19 protein-coding genes are annotated in these 20,341 nt (G+C 69.4%); 6 read left to right on the forward strand and 13 right to left on the reverse strand.

Going from position 1 to position 20,341, the window contains the following annotated elements:
• The first annotated feature begins 95 nt into the window (after positions 1-95).
• The 3 genes from OU415_RS00135 to OU415_RS00145 all read left to right on the forward strand — a co-directional run bounded on the left by OU415_RS00135 (position 96) and on the right by OU415_RS00145 (position 3,104).
• Entirely contained in the window at positions 96-593 is a 498-nt protein-coding gene (locus OU415_RS00135; protein ID WP_270946385.1) for a histidine kinase, read from the forward strand.
• Positions 584-1,249, forward strand: coding sequence for a response regulator transcription factor (locus tag OU415_RS00140; protein WP_270946386.1), 666 nt, complete (start codon positions 584-586; stop codon positions 1,247-1,249). The genes OU415_RS00135 and OU415_RS00140 overlap by 10 nt, the downstream gene beginning before the upstream one ends.
• A gap of 67 nt (positions 1,250-1,316) precedes the next feature.
• Positions 1,317-3,104 (forward strand): sensor histidine kinase, encoded by a 1,788-nt coding sequence (locus OU415_RS00145; RefSeq protein ID WP_270946387.1) that lies wholly within the window; start codon positions 1,317-1,319, stop codon positions 3,102-3,104.
• Here the strand turns inward: OU415_RS00145 and OU415_RS00150 are convergent.
• From OU415_RS00150 to OU415_RS00165, 4 genes are all read right to left on the reverse strand, one after another.
• A complete protein-coding gene (locus OU415_RS00150; protein WP_270946388.1) occupies positions 3,091-5,238 on the reverse strand; it encodes a sensor histidine kinase in 2,148 nt (715 codons plus the stop codon). The genes OU415_RS00145 and OU415_RS00150 overlap by 14 nt on opposite strands.
• A 205-nt stretch (positions 5,239-5,443) precedes the next feature.
• Positions 5,444-5,719 (reverse strand): hypothetical protein, encoded by a 276-nt coding sequence (locus OU415_RS00155; RefSeq protein ID WP_270946389.1) that lies wholly within the window; start codon positions 5,717-5,719, stop codon positions 5,444-5,446.
• A 285-nt stretch (positions 5,720-6,004) separates the two neighbouring features.
• A complete protein-coding gene (locus OU415_RS00160; protein WP_270946390.1) occupies positions 6,005-6,358 on the reverse strand; it encodes a hypothetical protein in 354 nt (117 codons plus the stop codon).
• An 890-nt stretch (positions 6,359-7,248) separates the two neighbouring features.
• Positions 7,249-8,178 (reverse strand): alpha/beta hydrolase, encoded by a 930-nt coding sequence (locus tag OU415_RS00165; RefSeq protein WP_270946391.1) that lies wholly within the window; start codon positions 8,176-8,178, stop codon positions 7,249-7,251.
• Between the two features lie 376 nt (positions 8,179-8,554).
• Between OU415_RS00165 and OU415_RS00170 the strand changes: the two genes are divergently transcribed.
• Together OU415_RS00170 and OU415_RS00175 are read left to right on the forward strand one after the other, a co-directional pair.
• Positions 8,555-9,871 carry a molybdopterin-dependent oxidoreductase gene (locus OU415_RS00170; protein ID WP_270946392.1) on the forward strand — a complete coding sequence of 439 codons (1,317 nt, stop codon included), beginning with the start codon at positions 8,555-8,557 and terminating at the stop codon, positions 9,869-9,871.
• Positions 9,868-10,368 (forward strand): hypothetical protein, encoded by a 501-nt coding sequence (locus OU415_RS00175; RefSeq protein ID WP_270946393.1) that lies wholly within the window; start codon positions 9,868-9,870, stop codon positions 10,366-10,368. Before OU415_RS00170 ends, OU415_RS00175 begins: the two co-directional genes overlap by 4 nt.
• A gap of 54 nt (positions 10,369-10,422) precedes the next feature.
• Here OU415_RS00175 and OU415_RS00180 read toward each other — a convergent pair whose 3' ends face one another.
• The 4 genes from OU415_RS00180 to OU415_RS00195 all read right to left on the reverse strand — a co-directional run bounded on the left by OU415_RS00180 (position 10,423) and on the right by OU415_RS00195 (position 13,780).
• Positions 10,423-11,160: a flavodoxin family protein gene (locus tag OU415_RS00180; RefSeq protein ID WP_270946394.1), complete on the reverse strand. Its 738-nt coding sequence runs from the start codon at positions 11,158-11,160 to the stop codon at positions 10,423-10,425.
• Between the two features lie 298 nt (positions 11,161-11,458).
• Positions 11,459-11,695, reverse strand: coding sequence for a non-oxidative hydroxyarylic acid decarboxylases subunit D (locus OU415_RS00185; RefSeq protein WP_270946395.1), 237 nt, complete (start codon positions 11,693-11,695; stop codon positions 11,459-11,461).
• Positions 11,696-11,722: 27 nt separating this feature from the next.
• Complete coding sequence (locus tag OU415_RS00190; RefSeq protein ID WP_270946396.1) at positions 11,723-13,147, reverse strand: non-oxidative hydroxyarylic acid decarboxylases subunit C; 1,425 nt, start codon at positions 13,145-13,147, stop codon at positions 11,723-11,725.
• A 39-nt stretch (positions 13,148-13,186) separates the two neighbouring features.
• Positions 13,187-13,780, reverse strand: coding sequence for a non-oxidative hydroxyarylic acid decarboxylases subunit B (locus tag OU415_RS00195; protein WP_270946397.1), 594 nt, complete (start codon positions 13,778-13,780; stop codon positions 13,187-13,189).
• A gap of 117 nt (positions 13,781-13,897) precedes the next feature.
• On the opposite strand from OU415_RS00195, the gene OU415_RS00200 reads away from it, so the two are divergent.
• Positions 13,898-14,770 carry a helix-turn-helix domain-containing protein gene (locus OU415_RS00200; protein ID WP_270946398.1) on the forward strand — a complete coding sequence of 291 codons (873 nt, stop codon included), beginning with the start codon at positions 13,898-13,900 and terminating at the stop codon, positions 14,768-14,770.
• 127 nt (positions 14,771-14,897) lie between these two features.
• On the opposite strand, the gene OU415_RS00205 is transcribed toward OU415_RS00200, so the two are convergent.
• The 5 genes from OU415_RS00205 to OU415_RS00225 form a co-directional block, all read right to left on the reverse strand.
• The gene (locus tag OU415_RS00205; RefSeq protein ID WP_270946399.1) at positions 14,898-15,869 is read right to left on the reverse strand and encodes a sugar kinase; all 972 of its coding nucleotides are present in this window, start codon (positions 15,867-15,869) and stop codon (positions 14,898-14,900) included.
• A complete protein-coding gene (locus OU415_RS00210; protein WP_270946400.1) occupies positions 15,866-16,513 on the reverse strand; it encodes a bifunctional 4-hydroxy-2-oxoglutarate aldolase/2-dehydro-3-deoxy-phosphogluconate aldolase in 648 nt (215 codons plus the stop codon). The genes OU415_RS00205 and OU415_RS00210 overlap by 4 nt, the downstream gene beginning before the upstream one ends.
• A gap of 20 nt (positions 16,514-16,533) precedes the next feature.
• Positions 16,534-17,778: a D-mannonate dehydratase ManD gene (manD, locus tag OU415_RS00215; RefSeq protein ID WP_270946401.1), complete on the reverse strand. Its 1,245-nt coding sequence runs from the start codon at positions 17,776-17,778 to the stop codon at positions 16,534-16,536.
• A gap of 105 nt (positions 17,779-17,883) precedes the next feature.
• Positions 17,884-19,284: an MFS transporter gene (locus tag OU415_RS00220; protein WP_270946402.1), complete on the reverse strand. Its 1,401-nt coding sequence runs from the start codon at positions 19,282-19,284 to the stop codon at positions 17,884-17,886.
• Positions 19,285-19,323: 39 nt separating this feature from the next.
• Complete coding sequence (locus tag OU415_RS00225) at positions 19,324-20,328, reverse strand: L-idonate 5-dehydrogenase (RefSeq protein ID WP_270946403.1); 1,005 nt, start codon at positions 20,326-20,328, stop codon at positions 19,324-19,326.
• Positions 20,329-20,341: the final 13 nt, after the last annotated feature.

Genomic DNA, 20,341 nt, shown 5'->3' on the forward strand with positions numbered 1-20,341 from the left:
TGGGGTATTCCCTACCTCCGTGCGGGTGCATGCCCCATGTTGCGCAGCGGTCGCGGCGAGTCACGCTGAGATCAGCGAAGTGCGGGGAGGCGACGATGATCGTGCAGCGCGAGTCCGGTCGGGTCGGGTGGGCCAGGCGGAAATCCCTCGAGCAGCAGCTGCACGACGGCCCGGCGCTGCGGCTGGCCGCGCTGGCCCTGCGCTTGGGCGTGTGCCGGCACCGCGTCGAGCACGACTCGCGGGTGCACGAATGCTTGACCGGTGTGCAGGACGAGCTGCACGAAGTGCTGGAAGAACTGCGGGAACTGGCCGGGGAGATCTACCCGCGGGCGCTGGCGACCGCCGGACTGGCTGCCGCGCTGGAGGCGCTGGCCGAGCGCAAGGGCATCCCGGTGGCGATCCGGGTGCCGGCGCAGCGCTTCGACGCCGAAGTGGAAGCGGCCGTCTACTTCGAGGTCGCCGAACGCTTGGCGGAGCTGCCCGCCGATGCGGCGTGCGCGCAGGTGTCGATCCAGCGCAAGGGCGCGGAGCTGGTCGTGGCGATCGGCTCCGACGAGCACGACACGAGCCTGATGAGGATCCCATGCGAGTAGCGATCGCCGAGGACGGAGCCCTGTTCCGCGAAGGCCTGGTGATGCTGCTGGACGACGCCGGCCACGAAGTCGTCGCCTGCGTGGACAACGGCGATTCGCTGTTCGAGGCGCCGGAGACGGCGACCGCCGACGTCGCGGTGCTCGACATCCGGATGCCGCCGGAACCCGATGGTGGCATCAGCACCGCCGAACGGCTGCGCGCGAAGTACCCGAAGCTCGGGCTGCTGCTGCTTTCGCACTACGCCGAAACGCACTACCTGATGCGGATCCTGGACATCGGCACGGAACGCATCGGCTACCGGTTGAAGGAGAAGATCGCCAGCGTCGAGGTGCTCACCGACACCCTGACCCGGATCCAGGACGGCGAGATCGTCATCGAGCCGGTGCTGGCCAAGCGGCTCGTGGAGCGGCCGCGCGGCAAGGAGGAGAAAGCGCTGGCCACGTTGACCGAACGGGAAGCCGAGGTGTTGAAGCTGATGGCCGAGGGCCGCTCCAACCCCGGCATCGCCAACCGCCTGTTCGTCAGCCCGAAGGCGGTGGAGAAGCACGTCGCCAGCATCCTGTCCAAGCTCGGCATCCCACCGGAGGACACCCATCACCACCGCCGGGTACTGGCCGTGCTGACCTACCTGCGCGCCCACTGGACCGAGTCCTGAACCCCCGACTTTGTGCCCTGGTGGAGGCATCACCGCGGCCTAGGGTTGGGGTCGTTCGGGGGGAGTGATGCGCGGGAAGGGTCTGGTCGCGCCGTTTCACTGGTTGGTGTTGGTCGGATTCGTCGTCTTGACCTACATCACCGTGGTCGGCGGTGCTGCCCTGCTCTTCGGGGCCGGGCGGCCGATGATGGTGCCCGCGTTCCTCGCCGCTGCGGTGTGCGTCGCTGGTCTCGCCGTGCTGGACCGGCGGATCGGGCGGCTGCCACCGGCACCGTCGACCGAGATCGCCGCGGTCGCCGGGAAGCTGCCCGCCACGGGCTCCTGGGAGCAGACGCTGCCGACTCTCGCCCGCATTCTGGCCGAGAGCACGCGCGCGGAGCACGCTTCGCTGTGGCTGATGGCCGGCGGCCGGTTGGTCAACTCGGCAGCTTGGCCGTCGGCGCTGGCCGGCACCACGCACACCGTCGCCGACATCGACGCGCTTCGGGCAGTGCCCGGGGTGCGGCATGTGGTGCCGGTGGTGGACGGCCACATCCAGCGCGGCGCGCTGGCCATCGGCAAATCCGAGTCCGCGCCCGAAACCCAGGAGCGGCGGATGCGCGACGTCGCGAAGGGCACGGCTCTGCTGCTGCGCAGCGTTTCCCTCGCGAACGAGTTGCAGTCCCGGGTGCGGCGCGCCCAGGAGTTGGCGGACGAGCTCGACGCCTCGCAGCAGCGGCTCATGCACGCGCGCGATATCGAACGCCGCCGCCTGGTCGGCGACATCGGCACCGTCTCCGAGGACGGGCTCAACGCCATCCGCACCGAGATCCAGCAGCTCAGATCCGCCCTCGACGCAGATCCCGAATCCGCCGCGGAGGTGCTGACCAGGTTGCGCGCGACGTTGGAAGGCGTCATCGAGCGGTTCCGCGCCGTGGTGCGCGGCGTCTACCCCGGCGTGCTGCGCGATGGAGGCCCGCTGGCTGCGCTGCGCGAGCTCTGCGCCGACCTCGGCCGACCGGTGCGGGTCACCGGCGAGCTGACGCGGCGGGTGGACTGGGAAATCGAGTCGGGCCTGTACTACCTGGCCGCTTCGGCGGTCCGGCTGTTCACCGGAACCGAGGACGACCCGGTGCTGGTGCACTTCGCGCAAGAATCCGACCGGATCACCGTGCGCATCACCGCGCCGACGCCCGCGGAACCGGCCGACCTGGGAGCCGCGCTCGCCAACGACGACGACCGCATCGCCGCTCTGGGCGGCGAAGTGCGCTGGAGCCAGGACACCCGGATCAGCGTGGTCGGCTGGCTTCCGGACCAGCTCACCCCGGTGGTCGAGGAATCCGCACCCGAGCCGGCGGAGTCCGGGGCCGCGCCGGACGGCGTCGAACCGCTGCCCGACCGGATCAATCGGCTCTTCCAGCTCGTCTCCGACGCCGTCGAGGTCCGGATCCCGATCAGCGCCGAGGCTCCCCCGGAGCGGGCGGCGCTGGATGCCCTGGATATCGCTGTGCGGGACCTGCCCGCAGGCGATCCGCGCCGCGCGGCGCTGATGTTCGAGCTGGCGCAGATCCGCAGCAGTTCACACGACCTGCTCGAAGAAGAACTTCTCGATCTGCTGCGCAACAACGGCACCGCGCTGTCCGAAGACGACCGGCGGGGAGCGGCGCGACTGCTCGGCGCGGTCGGCCGCGCCCCGTGCACCCGGCTGGCCTTGCCGGTGGGCAGCCCGCCGCAGGAGATCCAGCGGACAGCCGGTGCGCAGCTCGAGCACTGGCGCAGCCGTGCGGAGAATCCGCTGGCACCGCGGGAAGTGCGGGAGATCTGCCGGGGTGTTGCGCTGACCTGCGAGGGGCTGCTGCAGATCAAAGCGGAATGAACCCCTCCACCACGGTGCCCTGCTCCGGTGCGGAGCGGACGGTGAGCCGACCGCCGACCGCACCGGTGCGGTCGGCGATGTTGTGCAACCCGCGCCCGGCATCGTCGCCGCTGGTCTGGAAACCCGGACCGTCATCGGCCACCTCGAAGTGCACCCCGCGGTAGTCGTCGCGGATGGTGACGGTCACCGCGGCTCCCGGCGCGTGCTTGAAGGCGTTGTTGACCGCTTCCAGGCAGGTGAAGTAGACCGCTGTTTCGACCTCGAGCGGGAACCGACGTCGGGCCACCGCTTCGTCGAGCTCGAGGGCCACCGTGGACTGATCGGGGCCGAACTCGGCCGCCAGCGCCGCAGCCAGCCCGTGGTCGGCCAGCACGACCGGGAACACCCCGGCCGCGGTGTCGCCGAGCACCCGGCGCGCCCCCTCCAGCTGCGCCAGCAGGTGGTCCAGGCGACCGCGAGCGGATTCTGGCCGGTCGTGGGTGATCTCGTGCTCCACCGACCCGACTGCCATTTGCAGCGCCACGAGGTGGTGCTGCGCCCCGTCGTGCAGGTTGCGCTCCAGGCCGCGGCGCTCGCTGTCCATGTCGGCGATGGCGCGGCGGCGCGACTCGGCGATCTCGTCGGCCCGCTGCAACGCGGTGTTGAGCTGCTCCTCCAGTTCCAGACCGAGCCTGCTGTTGTGCAGCACCGGACCGAGGATGCCCACCAGGTCGTCCAGCAGTCGGTCGCGCTGCCCCGGGACGTCGGTGGCGCTGGTCCGGTCCACCACGAGCGAACCGATTGCCGAGCCCCCGAACCTCACCGGCAGCACGACCGGTTCCGGCAGCTCCGCCTGATCGGCCGGCCACCGGAAGCACCGCTGGCCACCGGACACGTCCAGCCGCAGTTCGCAGAAGTCCGCGCCCAGCCCGCGCGCGATGACCTCCGCCAGGTCGGTCAGGTCCGGGTGGTCGCGGCCGCTGGAGACTTCCGCGACCTGCTCCAGGACCGTGGCGGGCTCCGGGCGGCGGCCGAACACCAAACGGTCCACCAGCCGTTCCGCACCCGTGTGCACGGGCAGGAAGACCAGCGCGGCCACCACGACCGCCGCGAGCATCCCGATGACGGCGTTGATCGGTTCGACTGCGGCCAGCACCACGAGTGCCGCGCTGCCGACGAGAAGGACCACCAGGGTGTGCACCGACGCTCGGCTGAACAGGTGCTCGGTCTCCCACGGGCGGGTTCGGCGGGTCACCGTGATCAGCGCGCACGGGACCACCGCGAAGACCAGCCGGGCCGGCCAGAACACCACGGCCAGCGACTCGGGGTAGGGCTTCCCCGGCTGGCGCACGGTCGGGTCGAACAACGTCAGCCCCGGCGTGCGCAACGACCACAGCAGTGCGGTGACCGCGCCCAGCACGGTGATGACGATCAACGCCACGGCCAGGGCCTCGCACAGCAACCGCGACTCGCGCCGCATCTCCGGGGTCGGGCCGGTGCGGGCGTGGTGCCGCTGCGCGAAGACCCCGACGACCGACACCAGCAGCCCGAACAAGATCACGAAGCCGATCGTGTGCGGGTAGTTCAAGGTGGAGATGGCCAGCAGATAGAGCACCCCGGCGACGCTGACGCCGACCGCGACCCGCGTCGGCCAAGACGTGAGTCCGATGCGGCCCAGCCTGCCGGCCGGGAACACCACCAGCGCCAGCACGTAGGCCACGCCGCCGACGACGTGCAGCAGCAGCACGTGCCACCAGCCGATGTCGAAGTCGAAGGCGGTCTCGACGACCGGTGCCGAGGCGTGCGCCTGGAGGTTGACCGCCCCGGCCGTGGCCACCAGGGCGATCGTGAGCAGCCGGGTGGCGACATCGCGCCTGCCCGACCGCCAGAGCGCCGCGGCGACCACCAGGTTGAGCAAGCTGAGCAGGTAGTCCAGTAGCGCCAGCCCGGCGAGTTCGCTTTGCTCCGCACCGGCGAGCAGCCCGCGCGCCCACCGGGCGTCAGACACCACCAGCAGGTCGTGGAAGCCGGGCGAGTAAGCGGCGAGAGCGGCCAGCGCACCGATGGTCAGCCATGCCGCGGTCAGCACCACGAATCCGGCGAGCACGGCGTTCAACACCGCGCGGCCAGTCCGTCCAGCGGTGCGCTCGGTCATGGGCTTCTGCCCCCACGTGCCAGTGTCCGCCCCGCAGCGCCCGGAGCAGTAGGTCATACGGCCCTATCGAGAAGATCGTCAACGACGTCCGGGCACAGCCGAGCGACTGACCTTTTGCGGGTCGGGAAGTTCGGCTCCGTCCGCTGCGGGCACCGCCCGGCTACGCAATCGCGACCACGTCCGCCGTGGACAGATCGATCGGCGGTCAGGCCGCCACGTGCAGCGATGTGTTGTAGGCGAGCGTGCCGCCCGCGTGGTGCAGGCTGCGCGCCAAGGCGGTGGCGTGGTCGTTGGCCTGCGCCAGGTGCGGGCCGACCGTTGCCCAGCTGGCCAGGTCCCGGCGGGCCTGGTCCGCCAGGCGGCCGACCAACTCGGCGATCGCGGCGAGATCGGTGAGGACGGCCACCGGGTCGGTGCCCGCGAACAGATCCGCGGCGCCGAGCGCGGTGCGGGCGTCGGTGATGTGCTGCTGCGGGTTCATGGCGGTCGCCCCCTTCGGCTTCCCGGTGTTGTCGATACCCAAATGCTCCCGCTGCCCTCTGACAATTCCGATGGAGCGCGCCCCCGAACCGCCGGTGCACGACCACCGGATTGCGGTGGGGTTCTCCCCACCCGACCGAGCGAGACGATCAGGTTCTGCGCAGTCAAAGGTGACTTGGAACTGCTTGACGGACGCCATCGGCGCGGGAAAGGGCCGGGCCCGGAGATGCAATTCCCGGACACGACCCTCAGCCGCTAGCGGTTGTTCAGTTGCGCGGTGTATCTGTCAGTACCAGTCCGACCCCATCCACTGGTTGATCTTGGCGTTGTTGTCGCCGCTGCCGTCGTTGCTCTGGTTGACCTTGGCGTTGTTGTCGCCACTGCCATCGTTGCTCTGGTCGACCTTGGCGTTGTTGTCGCCACTGCCGTCGTTGCTCTGGTTGACCTTGGCGTTGTTGTCGCCACTGCCATCGTTGTTCTGGTCGACCTTGGCGTTGTTGTCGCCACTACCGTCGCTGCTCTGAGTGATCACGGCGTTGTTGTCAGCATGCGCCGGGGAGGCGGCCATAGCAGTGGCTGGCATGAATCCAATAGCGCCGATCGCGGCAGCGATACCGATGGCCCGGGTCGTCTTGTTCATGGCTATCTCTTTCGGGTTGATGATGCACCGAGTCCGGAGGGAGGTCCTCTGGGTCGTGTCTCTTTTGTGCTTCCTTCACGGCTTGGATTTTCTGTTCCGTCGCCGATGAAAAAATGGTGCACTCAGGCGATCCCCGCTTTCGATGGGGAGTTCCCCCTGAATTGCCAGGGAGATCCCCCGAACCCCGAGTGGGGCCACCCCCCATCCCGCAGAAGAGACAACCCGAAGGCGACGGATCAGCTGGCCGCTCAGGATCTCGAGCAGAACGGCCGAAATTCAATCAGGCTAAGCCGAAAGCACAAGGGAGCAGCCCCATAGAGGATGTCTCGCTCGGATCTTGGTCGGCGTTGCGGGCATGATCTTGGTTCGTGGTCGATGAGTTGTCACCGGCGTCATTCCCCTGTCCGCCCTCGGGCCGACCCCGATCGTGCCGCTGCTCGGCGACCGGCTGCTGACCACGGCCCTCGGCGCGACGCTGGCCTTCCTCGCCACATTCCTGTTGCGGCCCAGTCCCTCCGCCGATTCGGTTCGTGCCGAGCTGGCCTCGATCCTTCGGGCGCTGGCCGAGGTGTCCTCCGATGACCAGGAAGAGGAAGGCACGCAACGGCACGCCATTCTCACCTCCGCGCTGGACACCGGGAACAACTTCCGCCGAATCCTGTCGGAGGTCCGGAACGCGCCGTCGGTCGCGGGACTGTGGCCGGTTTACCTGGCACTGCAACGACTCAGCTTCCAGCTGGCGGCCACACCTCCGTCGAGACTCGACTGCGAGCGAGGACGATCCGTCAGCGCACCACGAATCGGCTCTGCTGCAAGGCAGACTTCGCGACCACCAGGGCAGTCCCGTCGGAAACGCCGTGCTGGCCCCGATCGACGCGGTCGAGGTTGCGTCATGCGAAGGGATGCAAGGCGCGGCGGAGCGCGGCGCGGGTTTCAGTGGCCTGACGCCGGGAAACCGCTGCTCCCGTGAGCACCGCCGAGCGGTGGAACGTCCCGGGGAACAGGTGCAGCTCGACGGACACACCCGCGCGCAGCAGGCCGGAGGCATAAGCCAAGCCCTCGTCCCGCAGCGGATCGTTCTCGTACACCGACATGTACGCCGGAGGAAGCCCGGAAAGATCGTCCGCCCGAGCTGGAGCCGCGTACGCGGGAACCTCCCCACTCCACCCACGCAGGTAGTGCCGCCAGCTCAGCACCGCGTCGGCGTGGTTCCACAGCGGTGTCTCATCGAACGTGCGTGCCGAGAACGTCTCGACGCGATCGTCGACTTCCGGGGCATCGAGCACCTGGAAGCACACCGGCGGGCCACCCCGATCCCGAACCAGCAGCGTCAGAGCCGCGGCGAGCCCACCACCCGCGCTCATGCCGTACACACCGATGCGCGCAGCGTCCACGCCGAGCAGCTCAGCCTCCGAAGCGATCCAGCGGAGCGCGGACTCGCAGTCCCGCAACGCCGCCGGATACGGATGTTCGGGAGCCAGGCGGTAGTCGACGGCGCAAACGACCGCAGGCACATGTGCGCACAGGTCCACCGCCTGCGCGGTGAGGGACTCCAGGCCTCCCATCACGAACCCGCCCCCGTGCAACAGGAGCACGGCAGGCAGCGGAGCGGCAGCGTCGGACGGCCGGAACACCCGGACCGGCACCGGCACACCCTCGACACCCGGAACCTCGTGATCGGTCGGGGTGACCTCGCCGGTCACCACCTGCCCGGCGTTCGAGGCGAGCTCCGCCATCCGCGCGCGAGCCCCGTCGAGGTCGTCGATGTGCAGGTCGGGCAGAGCAGATAAGGCTGCCGCCAATTCGGGATCAAGATGCACGGTTCGCCCCCAGCAGTGCGGGATGGCGCCACGGTCCCACCGAACCAACCCGACCGCACTGGAAGCTGACCGGAGGTTCCATCCTTTCGGCTGGCGAGGGCCGCCTGGATGCGCACCGGACGCGGACAGCCGATGGGATCTGTGCCAAATTCGAGGCGTCCACATGCCACGCCCTGAGGATCCACCCGCCGTGAAGCGGCCGAGGAGACGGGGGGAGCTGATGTCATCCAGCGGCTCGAAACACCCGAGCTCGGACGACGGAGGCGACCGAGGCCGCCTCAAGCGCGTGGGTGCCGCGTTTTGGCTTCCGGCGGCCCGGGCTGCCGCGCGCACTCGCGCCGTCGCGGTGCGCGTGGCCGCCATGGTGGCGGTTCTTGTGACCAGGATTGCCGCTCGTGCCCGGGCCGTGGGGCGGCGGATCGGGCAGATACCCCCGCCGCCGGGCCCGTTTCGTCCCGGATTCTGGCGCAGTCCGATCCGCGGAACCTGGCTGACCTCAGTATTCGGTCTGGTTCTGCTGATCGGCATCCCGCTGCTGTTCGTCACCGGGGTGCTGTCCTACGCCGCCTACAACCCCGGACTCGACCCGGTCAACGACCAAACTCCGGACAAGGGCCTGCTGGGTTTCTACCTCTTCGACTGGCCCACGAATCCGTACTGGCTATACCGCCTGACCCAGGGCGTGCACGTCACGCTCGGCGTGGTCCTCGTGCCCGTCCTGCTGGGCAAGTTGTGGTCGGTGATCCCGAAGCTGTTCGAGTGGCCACCGACCCGCAGCCCCGCCCACGCCCTGGAGCGGCTGTCCCTGCTGATGCTGGTCGGCGGGGCCATCTTCCAATTCGCCACGGGCATCCTCAACATCCAGCTCTACTACGTCTTCCCGGGCTCCTTCTACACCCTGCACTTCTACGGCGCCTGGGTGTTCATCGCCGCCTTCGTCCTCCACGTCTGCCTCCGATTCAGCCGGATGACGCGTGCCCTGCGCTCCCGCAGCCTCGCCGCTGAACTGCGCACCGACCTCGCCCACACCCGCTCCGAGCCACCCGACCCCGACCACCTGGCGCCCACCGCCCCAGCGGCGCCGACGATGACCCGTCGCGGCGCGCTGGGACTGGTCGGAGCGGGATCACTGCTGCTGCTCGTGGTCACCGCGGGACAAAGCATCGGCGGCTGGTTGCGCAACACCGCCCTTCTCGCACCGCACAACCGCGATCCGGGCAACGGCCCGAACGGCTTCCAGATCAACAAGACCGCCGCTTCGGTCGGCGTCACGCCGGCGCTCATCGGCCCGAACTGGCGACTTGAAATCCACGGCCACGGGCCGCCGCTGATCTTCACTCGCGAACAGCTCCTGGCCATGCGCCAGCACACCGCCGACCTGCCCATCGCATGCGTGGAAGGATGGTCCACCGGAAATCAGCGCTGGAGCGGCCTTCGACTGGCCGACCTCGCCGCCGCGGCCGGACTGCCCCACGCCGGAAGCGTTCTGGTGGAGTCCGTCCAGCCCTCCGGTCCCTTCAGCACGGTGGCACTGCGGGGAAACCAGGTCGCGGACCCCCGCTCCCTGCTGGCCCTGCACGTCAACGGCGCAGACCTCTCCGTCGACCACGGTTTCCCGGCACGCATCATCGTTCCCGCCAACCCCGGCGTGAACAACACCAAATGGGTCCACCGGCTCACGTTCAGAGAATGACCATGACACGCTTCCTGCGCTGGTACGGCTCCGGTCCGTTGCACCTTCTCGTCCTGATCTGCTCGTTCGCCCTCGCCGCCTACGCCCTGGTACGGCTGTTCGCCGTCCGCCCGGTCGAGGTAGCGATCTGGTTCGTCGGCGCAGCGATCCTCCACGACCTCATCCTGCTTCCGCTGTACTCGCTGGCAGACCTGTCGGCCCGCGCTGTACTGCGGCATCGCCCCACCCGTCCACCACGGGTCCCGTGGATCAACTACCTGCGCGTGCCCACTTTCCTCTCCGGTGTGCTCCTGATCGTCTGGTTCCCCCTCATCCTCGATCTCTCCGAGCTCTACCCGAGCGCTGCCCGGCTGCCTGAAAACGTCTACCTCGGCCGATGGCTGGCCATCACGGCGGTGCTCTTCGGTGCCTCCGCACTGGCCTTCGCCATCAAACTCCGCCGCGCCGCACGCTTCGAGCAGAAGCACGCCGCACCAGGCGAGGACACCCCACCATGACCACCGGCACCGGGCGGCCCTCCAACCGTGGAAGACCCCTCCAAGTCGAACTGGCTAGCGGTGTTCGGGGTTTTCGTAGTCGTGGCGGCAGCCGGCGTCCCAGGCGGTGCGCTGGTTGCCGTAGGCCGGGATGCCGCCGAAGTCTTTGAGCATGCGGGCCAGGTGCAGCAGATTCCAGGTCATGAAGGTGGTGTTGCGGTTGGTGAAGTCGTTCTGCGGGCCGCCCGAGCCGGGGTCGAGGTAGGAGGGGCCGGGGCCTGCCTCGCCGATCCATCCGGCGTCCGCCTGAGGGGGGATGGTGTAGCCCAGGTGCTGCAGGCTGTAGAGGACGTTCATGGCGCAGTGCTTGACGCCGTCCTCGTTGCCGGTGATCAGACAACCGCCGACACGGCCGTAATAGGCGTACTGCCCGGCGTCGTTGAGCAGGGCGGAGCAGGAGTAGAGGCGTTCGATCACCTGCTTCATCACGGAGCTGTTGTCCCCCAGCCAGATGGGACCCGCCAGCACGAGGATGTCGGCCGCCAGGACCTGCTGGTACAGGTCCGGCCACGCGTCTGCCTCCCAGCCGTGCTCGGTCATATCGGGCCACACGCCGGTGGCGATGTCGTGGTCCACCGCCCGTATGACGTCGACGTGCACTCCTCCTGCGTTCATGATGGTGGTGCTGTGGTCGATCAGACCCTGCGTGTTGCTCGTTTTCGGTGAGCGTTTCAAGGTGCAGTTGATCACCAGGGCCCGCAGATCGTCGTACCGGGCGGGCGGTGCATCGGCAGCGGGCGACGAAGCAGTCACGCGGTCCTCCTGGAAATCCCGCCGCCCAGCGAACGGCGAAGCGTCCACATCCGGATTCAGTCTGCGGGCGGGCCTCGGAAGGCACCACAACAACACCTCGGAATGGCCCGAGCGGTGCTCGAGTTCTGTCGACCACCGCCACCGACCACCGCGCTGATGGGTGACTGGCAGTGGCCGGGTTACCCAGCGTCGTTGACCGGTTCCCGGCCTGGGCGCACTGGTCATTCGCCGACCAATGGCCCGCCCGGAGAACCGCCCTGGAGCTCGTGTTCGGCGGAGGTGAGGCGGTCAGGACCGGCTAGCGCAGGGCTGGGATGGCGGGGACTTCGGCGGCGTTGGCGATGTCCTCGGCGGTCAGCTTGAAGCTGTCGGGATAGCTGTCACGCCGGGTACGGCGGTCGGGTTCGCTGGTGCGCCACATGTAGCGGCACGGAAGGCATTGCAGCACTTCCCACACCCCGGGCACCGGGGAGGTCGTCACGCTGCGGATCTCGGCGGCGGCGCAGCGCGGGCACGCGGTTTCTTCGGCGCTCATCGGACTTTCCTTCCTGGAAGCGGGATTTCAGCGCGTGGCGAGCAGCGAACGCAGGCGATCGGCCCACGCCGCGGTCTCGGGCAGGTCCTTGGTGGGGGTGCTGAAGTTGCCCCGCACGTCGGGCTGCACCGGGGTCGTCGCGTCGATGATCATCTTGCTCGTGATGCCCGCGGGTTGGGAGGCCGGAGCCAGTTCCACCACCGACAGGTTCGGGACGACCACCACGTCCTCGGCGGGGTTGACCTTCGCCGACTGCGCCCACATCACCTGCGGCAGGTCGAACGGGTCCACGTCCTCGTCGACCAGGATCACCTGGCTGACGTAGCCGAGCCCGTGCGGGGTGGTCATCGCGCGCATGCCCACTGCCTTGGCGAACCCGCCGTAGCGCTTCGCCGTGGAGATGATCACCAGCAGTCCGTGCGTGTACATCGCGTTCACGGCGCGCACCTCGGGGAACTCCGCGCGCAGCTGCTTGAGCAGCGGCACGCAGGTGTTCGGACCCACCAGGTAATCGCACTCGGTCCACGGCATGCCCAGGTACAGCGACTCGAAGATCGGGTTGCTGCGGAAGGAGATCCGCTCGATGCGCACCACCGGCATCCGCCGGCCGCCCGAGTAGTGCCCGGTGAACTCCCCGAACGGGCCCTCGAGCTGCCGCACCCGCGACTCGATGCGGCCCTCGATCACGACTTCCGCACCCCACGGCACGTCGAGGCCGGTCAGCGGCGCGGTGGCGATGGGCATGGGGGCGCCGCGCAGCGCGCCGGCCATCTCGTACTCGGACTGGTCGTAGGCCATCGGCATGCCCGCCACGATGGGCACCACCGGGTCGTTGCCCAGCGTGATGGCCACCGGCAGATCCTCTCCCCTCTCCTCGGCCTTGCGCAGGTGCTGGGCGATGTCGTGCATCGGAACAGGCTGCAGCGCAAGGCGATCCCGGTCGATGACCTCGATGCGGTAGATGCCCAGGTTCTGCCGGTCGAAGTCCTCCGGCGCGTCCGGGTCGCGGGAGATCACGGCGGCCTTGTCCAGGTAGAACCCGCCGTCACCGTCGTTGAGCCGGAACAGCGGAAGCACGTCGAACAGGTCGATGTCCGCGCCGCTGACGGTGTTCTCCCGCCACGGCGCGTCCTCCCGGCGCTCCGGCGCGACGGGGAAGTCGTCCCAGCGCCGCGCGAACTCCTCGACCTGCTCGCGGGTGGAGGTCTCCTTGGGCAGGCCCAGGGCCAGCGCGTGGTTGCGCCACGAGCCGTGCACGTTCATCGCGATCCGCGCGTTGGTGAAGCCCTTGACCTGGTCGAACCACAGCGCGGGCGCGCCCTCCCCGATGCGCCCGGCGGCGTTGGCGGCCGCCGCCAGGTCTGGCTCCGGGAGCACCTCGTCGGGGATCCGCAACAGCTGCCCCTGCTGCTCCAGGGTGTTCAGGAACGACCGGAGGTCGTCGTAGGCCATGTGCTCCTCCTCAAAAGAACTGTGCGGCAAGGGAAAGTTTCAGGATGCTGCGCGGTTGCGCAGCCGAGCCGTCCGCAGGCCCTCCCACCGCTGCGCGGCGGGGGCGGGCAGGTCCAGCTGGTCCAGCACGCGGGCGGTGACGTGTTCGACGACGTCGTCGAGGGAGGCAGGGTTGTTGTAGAACGCGGGCATCGGCGGCACGATGCGCACACCCATCCGGGACAGCGCGAGCATGTTCTCCAGGTGGATCTCGCTCAGCGGCGTCTCGCGCGGCACCAGCACCAGCGGCCGACGTTCCTTGATCGTCACGTCCGCGGCGCGCGCGACGAGCCCGTCGGCGTAGCCGGCGCGGATCCCGGCGAGGGTCTTCATCGAGCACGGCACTATGACCATGCCGCCGGTGCGGAAGGACCCGGAGGAGATGCTCGCGCCTTGATCGTCGGGGTTGTGGACGACGTCGGCGAGCTTGCCGATCTCCTTGGCGGACAGCCCGGTCTCCAACTCGACAGTCGCCCGGGCCCACCGGCTGATCACCAGGTGGGTCTCCACCTCCGGCAGCTCGGCCAGCCGTTCCAGCAGCCGGAGGCCGAGCGGAGCCCCGGTCGCCCCGGTCATGCCAACGACGAGTCGCATGCTTCTCCTTTTCGGTCACTCCAGCTCCGACACCCCCACACTAGGAGTCGATATCGCAGGTGAGCAGGTACGCTGGCGACAAACCATGGGAATAATCGGACAAGAACGGTTGCACGGATGCCCGAGATCACCGATGTCGCCTACCGGCCGTGGCTGAGCACACCGATCGGGATGGACGTGGTGGATTTCGCCGAGCTGCGCGAACGGGGCAAGCGGCGGGAGATCGACCTGGCCGCCCCGCAACGGCCCGACTTCCACCACCTCATCCACGTCGCCGGGGACGCCGAACCGCTGCCGCACGTGGTGGACTTCGCCACCCACCTCATCGAGCCGGGCGGTTGGCTGTGGGTGCGCCCGGGCCAGGTCCACCAGTACGCGGCCGAGCCGGGCGGTGCGCTGACCCGATCCTGCGGCGCCATCGTGATCTGGCGCCCGGGTTTCGTGACCGTCGATCCGCCGCTCAGCGAGGCCCCGGTGCTGCCGACCCGCTCGACCGCCCGCCTGGTCGACCTCGCTCGCCAGCACCTGTTCGCCGAGCACGAGGAGCTGGGCACCCTGACGCTGGAGGACCACAACCGGGCACTGCGCATGCTGTTGGCCGTCCTCCTGCTGCGCCTTGCCCGCGCCAGCCCGGAACCTCCTGCCGCGGCACTGCCGGACGGGCCGTTCGCGCGGTTCCGCGCGGCTGTCGAGCGCGACTTCACCCGCACCCACCGCGTCGCCGACTACGCCGCCGCCCTCGGCTACAGCACCCGAACCCTCACCCGCGCCGCACTGGCCGCCTCCGGCACCACCGCCAAGGCCTACCTCGATGCCCGCATCATCCTGGAGGCCAAACGCCTCCTGGTGCACACCGACGCCACCTCGGCCGACGTCGCCCGCCACCTCGGCTTCGAAAACCCCGGCGACTTCAACAAGTTCTTCCGCAAGCACGACGGTCGAACGCCGCTGGCCTTCCGCGCCGAAGCACGCGGCACGACGGAGCCGTGAATCCCCGCGGTCATCGGCGACGTCGTCGTCTGCGGCGTCGCCGATGACCGCGACCTACGCCCGCACCCTCAAGCCGTGGCCCGACGAGCAACTGTCCTCACTGGAGGTCTTGCCCTGATCTCCGTCCTCAGCGCTGGACCGGGTCGCCGTCGGCGCCCAGGAAGGCCTCGAGTTCGGCGGGGGTCGGGGCGGCCTCCCAGTCGCCGGGGGTCGTGCACATCACGGCGCCACAGGCGTTCGCCCGGGCGAGCTTCTCCTCGACGCTCCAGCCTTGGACGTCGCCACTGAGGTAGCCGGCCACGAACGCATCCCCCGCTCCCACCGTGTCGACGACATCGACGCGATGGCCAGGAGCGTGGACCACGGTGCCCCCGGTGTACGTCGACGCACCGTCGGCGCCCCGCTTGACGACGATCTCGCGCGCGCCCGTGGGGTCGAGGGCGCGGGCCAGCTCGTCGATCGCCGAAGAATCATCCGCCACGCCACCGGGAACCCCGTACGCCAGCTCCTCGGGGGAGCCGAACACGAGGTCCGCCTCCCCGACGAGCTCGCCGAGCACCTTCGCGGCGACGTCCGCGGGAGCGAGCGTCGACCGGTAGTTCACGTCGACGCTCACGCGCACCCCGGCGGCCCGAGCCCGCCGCACGACGGAAAGACACGCCTCGCGCGCGGAGTCCGACAGCAACGGAGTGATACCGGTGAGGTGCACGAGCCCGACGCTCTCGACGAGACCCGCGGGCACGTCCGCGGCTGCCAGCCGCGAACCGGCGGAACCCGCGCGGTAGTAGTACACCCGCGACGTCCCCGGTCCCGTGCGCTCCTTGACCATGAGCCCGGTCGCCGCCGCTGGGTCGAGCTGTGCCCGCACGTCGACGCCCTCGCCGCGGACCTCGCGCACGACCCGTCTGCCCAGCGAGTCGTCTCCGACCCGGCCGATCCACGTGACCGGAACTCCGAGCCTGCTCAGGCCGACGGCGACGTTCGTCTCCGCGCCACCGATCCCCACGTGCGCTTCGGACACGTGCGCGAGCGAACCGATGCGGCTGCCGGTGAGCAGGCCCATCGTCTCGCCCAGCGTCAGAATCCGGGAGACCGTCATTCGGTTCCACTCCCCGCGCACACCTCGACGAACCGCCGCGCCCGTTCCGCGAGCGCACCGAGTTCGCCGCCCTTCATCGCGTCCCCGAGCAGCGGGCCACCGACGCTCACCGCCGCCGCACCGGCCGCGAGCCACGCCCGCGCCGATTCGAGGTCCACCCCACCGGACGGGACGGCGGACAGATCCGGGAACGGACCGCGCAGATCCTTCAGGTATCCGGGACCCACCTGGCCCGCGGGGAACACCTTCACCGCGGAGACGCCGCGGTCCCAGGTGGAGAACAGCTCCGTGGGAGTGAGGCCGCCCGGGACGATCGCGATGTCGCGTTCGAGGGCCCTGTCGACGGTGGCGAGATCGGAGACCGGCGTGACGAGGTAGTGCGCTCCCCCATCGGCGGCAGCGTCCACGTCGCCGGGCCGCGTCACGGTGCCGATACCGATGTCGGCCGTCTCCGCGTACCGTTCGACGAGCCCGGGCAGCGCGGCGAACGTCCCCGGAGTCGTGAGCGTGAGCTCGAAACTCCGCACCCCCGCCTCGACCATCGTGTCGATGACCGGTACGTAGTCCTCGGCGCGCTCGCCGCGGATCACCACCACGAGCCGCGAGGCGGCGGTCCTCCGGGGCAGGGTCTGGCGCTCGCTCATGACGTCCGTCCTTTCTCGACTCACCAGTCGTGCACGGTGCCGTCGAGCAGGCGGTTCACCGGGAGGTAGGCGGTGGTGTACGGATGGCGCGCGGCGAGCTCCTCGTCGAGTTCCACGCCGAGACCGGGGTTGTCGCCGGGATGGAGGAAGCCGCGGTCGAACGTGTACGACGTGCGGAACGTCTCCAGCGTCAGCTCGCTGTGCGGCATGTACTCCTGGATGCCGAAGTTGTGGATCGCCAGGTCGATGTGGAGCGCGGCCGCCATGCCGATCGGCGAGACGTCGGTCGGACCGTGGATGCCGGAGCGGACTCCGTAGATGCCTGCGAAGTCGAGGAGCTTCTTCATACCCGTGACGCCGCCGGTGTGCGTGGGCGCCGACCGCACGTAGTCGATGAGCCGCTCGGTGATGAGCGTCTGGTAGTCGTACACCGAGTTGAAGACCTCACCGGTGGCCAGCGGGGTCGTGCTGTGCTGCCGGACGAGCCGGAACGCCTCCTGGTCCTCGCCGGGCGTCGCGTCCTCGAGCCAGAACAGGTCGTACGGTTCGAGCGACTTCGCCAGCCGGGCGGCCTCGATCGGTGACATGCGGTGGTGTCCGTCGTGGAGCAGCCGCAGCTCCGGTCCGAACTCCTCGCGCACCTTCTCGAAGATCGACGGAACGTGCCGCAGGTACGCGGGCGTGTCCCAGTCCTCCTCCTCGGGACGCGTCGCGGCGCTGCCGTCGGCCGCGCGATGCGCGGGCTCGTAGTCGTACCTCTCCCCCGGCTTCGCCGTATCCGAGACGCCGTACACCCGGCCGAGACCGGGAACGCCCGTCTGGATTCGCACCGCGGTGTAGCCCTCGTCCACGTACCCGCGGATCGCCTGGGCCAGCGCCTCGTAGTCGTTGCCGGAGGCGTGCGCGTACACGCGGAGCTTGTCGCGGCTCGCTCCGCCGAGCAGCTGGTACAGCGGAACGCCCGCCTTCTTCGCCTTGATGTCCCACAGCGCCATGTCGACGGCGGCGATCGACGCCATCGTCACGGGGCCGCGTCGCCAGTACGCGCCGCGGTACAGGTACTGCCACGTGTCCTCGATGCGGTCCTCGTCCCGGCCGATGAGCGTGCTCGCGAGGTGGTCCCGCAGGTAGGCCGCGACGGAGAGCTCCCGCCCGTTGAGCGTCGCGTCGCCCCACCCGACGACCCCGTCGGACGTGACGATCTTGAGGGTGACGAAGTTGCGTCCGGGGCTCGTGACGATGACGTCGACGGTCGAGATGCTCACGGTGCTCGCTTCCTCCAGAGGCAGCTTGATCAGTGGTGTACGTCGAAAGTGGACGGTGTGGGAACCGCCTCGGATGCGGCTCGCCGCCGCACCCGAGGCGGGTGCTCAGACGGCGTTGCGCGGATCCCTCAGGTCGCGTCCTGCGACCTCGGGCATGAGGAACGTCCCGATGAGCGGGCAGGCCGTGAAGATGCCGAGCATGATCGCGATCGGGATCCACGATCCGGTCGTCCCGGCCACCCAGGCCGCCACGACGACGGGGCCGATACCGGTGGCGATCATCGCGGCGACCTCCCTGATGACACCGGTCGCGGCGTACCGGTGACGGGCGCCGAAGATCTCCGGCAGCGTGAGGTTCTCCAGCGAGGCGAGCGCCATGACCGACACGTTGTGCATGACGATGTAGCCGACGAACAACTGCGGGACGTCCGCTCCCGCGATCGCCATCATCGTCGGCACGATGAGGATCAGCGAGATCACGCTCATCACCTGGTACATCCGGCGACGGCCGAACTTGTCACCGAGCGCGCCGACGATCGGCACCGTGACGAACGCGCACAGCGAGGAGACGATCACGACGCTCGTGCCCACCGCGGCCGACATCGCGAGCGTGACGGTGATGAACGAGACCATGTAGGTCTGCAGGATTCCCGAGTTGCCCGCCTGTCCGAATCGCAGCAGGAACGCGGGTACGAGCGCCCGCCACTTCTTCTGCTCGAGCGCCTCGAGCATCGGGATGTCGTTCTCCTGCTCCGCCTTCGCCCGGATCTCGTCCGTCGTGAGCGCCACGCCGTCGTTGACGTGGGAGCTCTCCTCGAACACCGGGCTCTCCTTGAGCCGGAACCGGATCCACACGGCGAACAGCAGGATCACGGCGCTGCCGAGGAACGGGATGCGCCAGCCCCACGCGAGGAGCTGCTCCTCGGAGAGAACGGCGACGAGGATGCCCCAGATCGCCGACGCACCGAGGGTGCCGCAGTTCGTGCCCAGCGCGACGAGCGACGCGATGATGCCGCGACGCTTGGTCGGCGCGTACTCGGCGAGCATGACACCCGCGCCGGAGATCTCCGCACCGGCGCCGAAGCCCTGCACGAGGCGCAGCACCGCGAGGAGGATGGGCGCGAGGACGCCGATCTGGTGGACGGTCGGCAGGGCGCCGATGAGCGTCGTCGCACCGCCCATGAGGGCGATCGTGATGAACAGGACTTTGGTGCGGCCCACCCGGTCACCGAGCCGTCCGAAGTACCACGCACCCACGGGGCGGGCGATGTAGCCGACCGCGTACGTCGCCATCGCGGACACGACCGCGAGCGCAGGGCTTTCGCCGGCGAAGAACAGCTGGCCGAAGACGAGCCCGGCCGCGAGCGAGTACAGCTGGAAGTCCATGAACTCGAGCGCGGTGCCGAGCCATCCGGACATCGCGGCGCGTGCGAGATCGCCGGTGCTGCGTTCGGCCGTACCGTCCTTTGCGGTGCCCGTGCCGGGCGGTGGTGCTGAAGTGGACATCGTTGTTCCTTCTTCGGTTTCGCGCGGGGAGGGGGAAGGTCAGAACTCGATGAGGACCTTGCCGGAAGCAGCGGAGTCCTTCGCCGTCGCGAATGCCTCCACCGCCTCGGTCGCGGGGAGCACGTGCGTGATGACCTGGGAGATCGAGGGGTGGGCCGCGAGCATGTCGACGGCCTCGTCGATCTCCGTCGAGAAGCGGAACGTGCCGCGCAGCTGGACTTCCTTCGACACCAGCGGCGCGAGGTTCACCCCGATCGCGGTGTCGGCGAGCATGCCGACCTGGACGACGACGCCTGCGCGGGCCGCCGACGCAACCGCTTGCGTCAGCGACGCGGGCGCACCCGAGCACTCGAACACGACGGGATAGGAAGTCGTCGGGACGTCGTCGCGTCCGATGAGGAACGTCTCGTGGGCGCCGAGCGCGCGGGCTCGTTCGAGGGCGGATTCCTGGATGTCCCCGACGGCCACGTGCTCGACGCCGCGCGCGGCGAGCGCCGCGACGATCAGCAGGCCGACGGGCCCGGCGCCGAGCACGAGCGCGCGAGCACCGACGTCGCCGTTGGCGATCGTGAGCGCGTGCAGCGCGACGCCGAGAGGCTCAGCGAGCGCTGCGTCCCGCAGCGACAGGCCTTCGGGCAGCCTGCGGAGCATGGGCTTCTCGACGAGCACGTACTCCGCGGCGGCGCCCTGCCGGTGCGGGAAGTCCGCGGCGCTGCCGAGGTAATCGCCGCCGGGCCACAGGTGCGGCCGGTCCGCGATGCCGTCCACCGGGGTGCCGTACCGCGCGGGGTGCACGGTCACCGGCGTGCCCTTCGCCCACTCGCCACTCGGATCGGCTTCGACGATCGCGGAGAACTCGTGACCGGGTGCGAAGGGCTCGCGGACCAGGTTCTCCCCGTTCTTGCCGTGGAAGTAGTAGTGCAGGTCCGAACCGCAAATGCCGACGTACCGCACGCGCAGCAGCACCTCGCCGTCGGCGGGTTCGGGGACGGCGACGTCCTCGAGGCGCATGTCCTCGGCGCCGTGGATGAACAGGCCTTTCATCGATGATCAGCTC

Source organism: Saccharopolyspora oryzae, from assembly GCF_027853915.1.
Taxonomy (GTDB): Bacteria; Actinomycetota; Actinomycetes; order Mycobacteriales; family Pseudonocardiaceae; genus Saccharopolyspora; species Saccharopolyspora oryzae.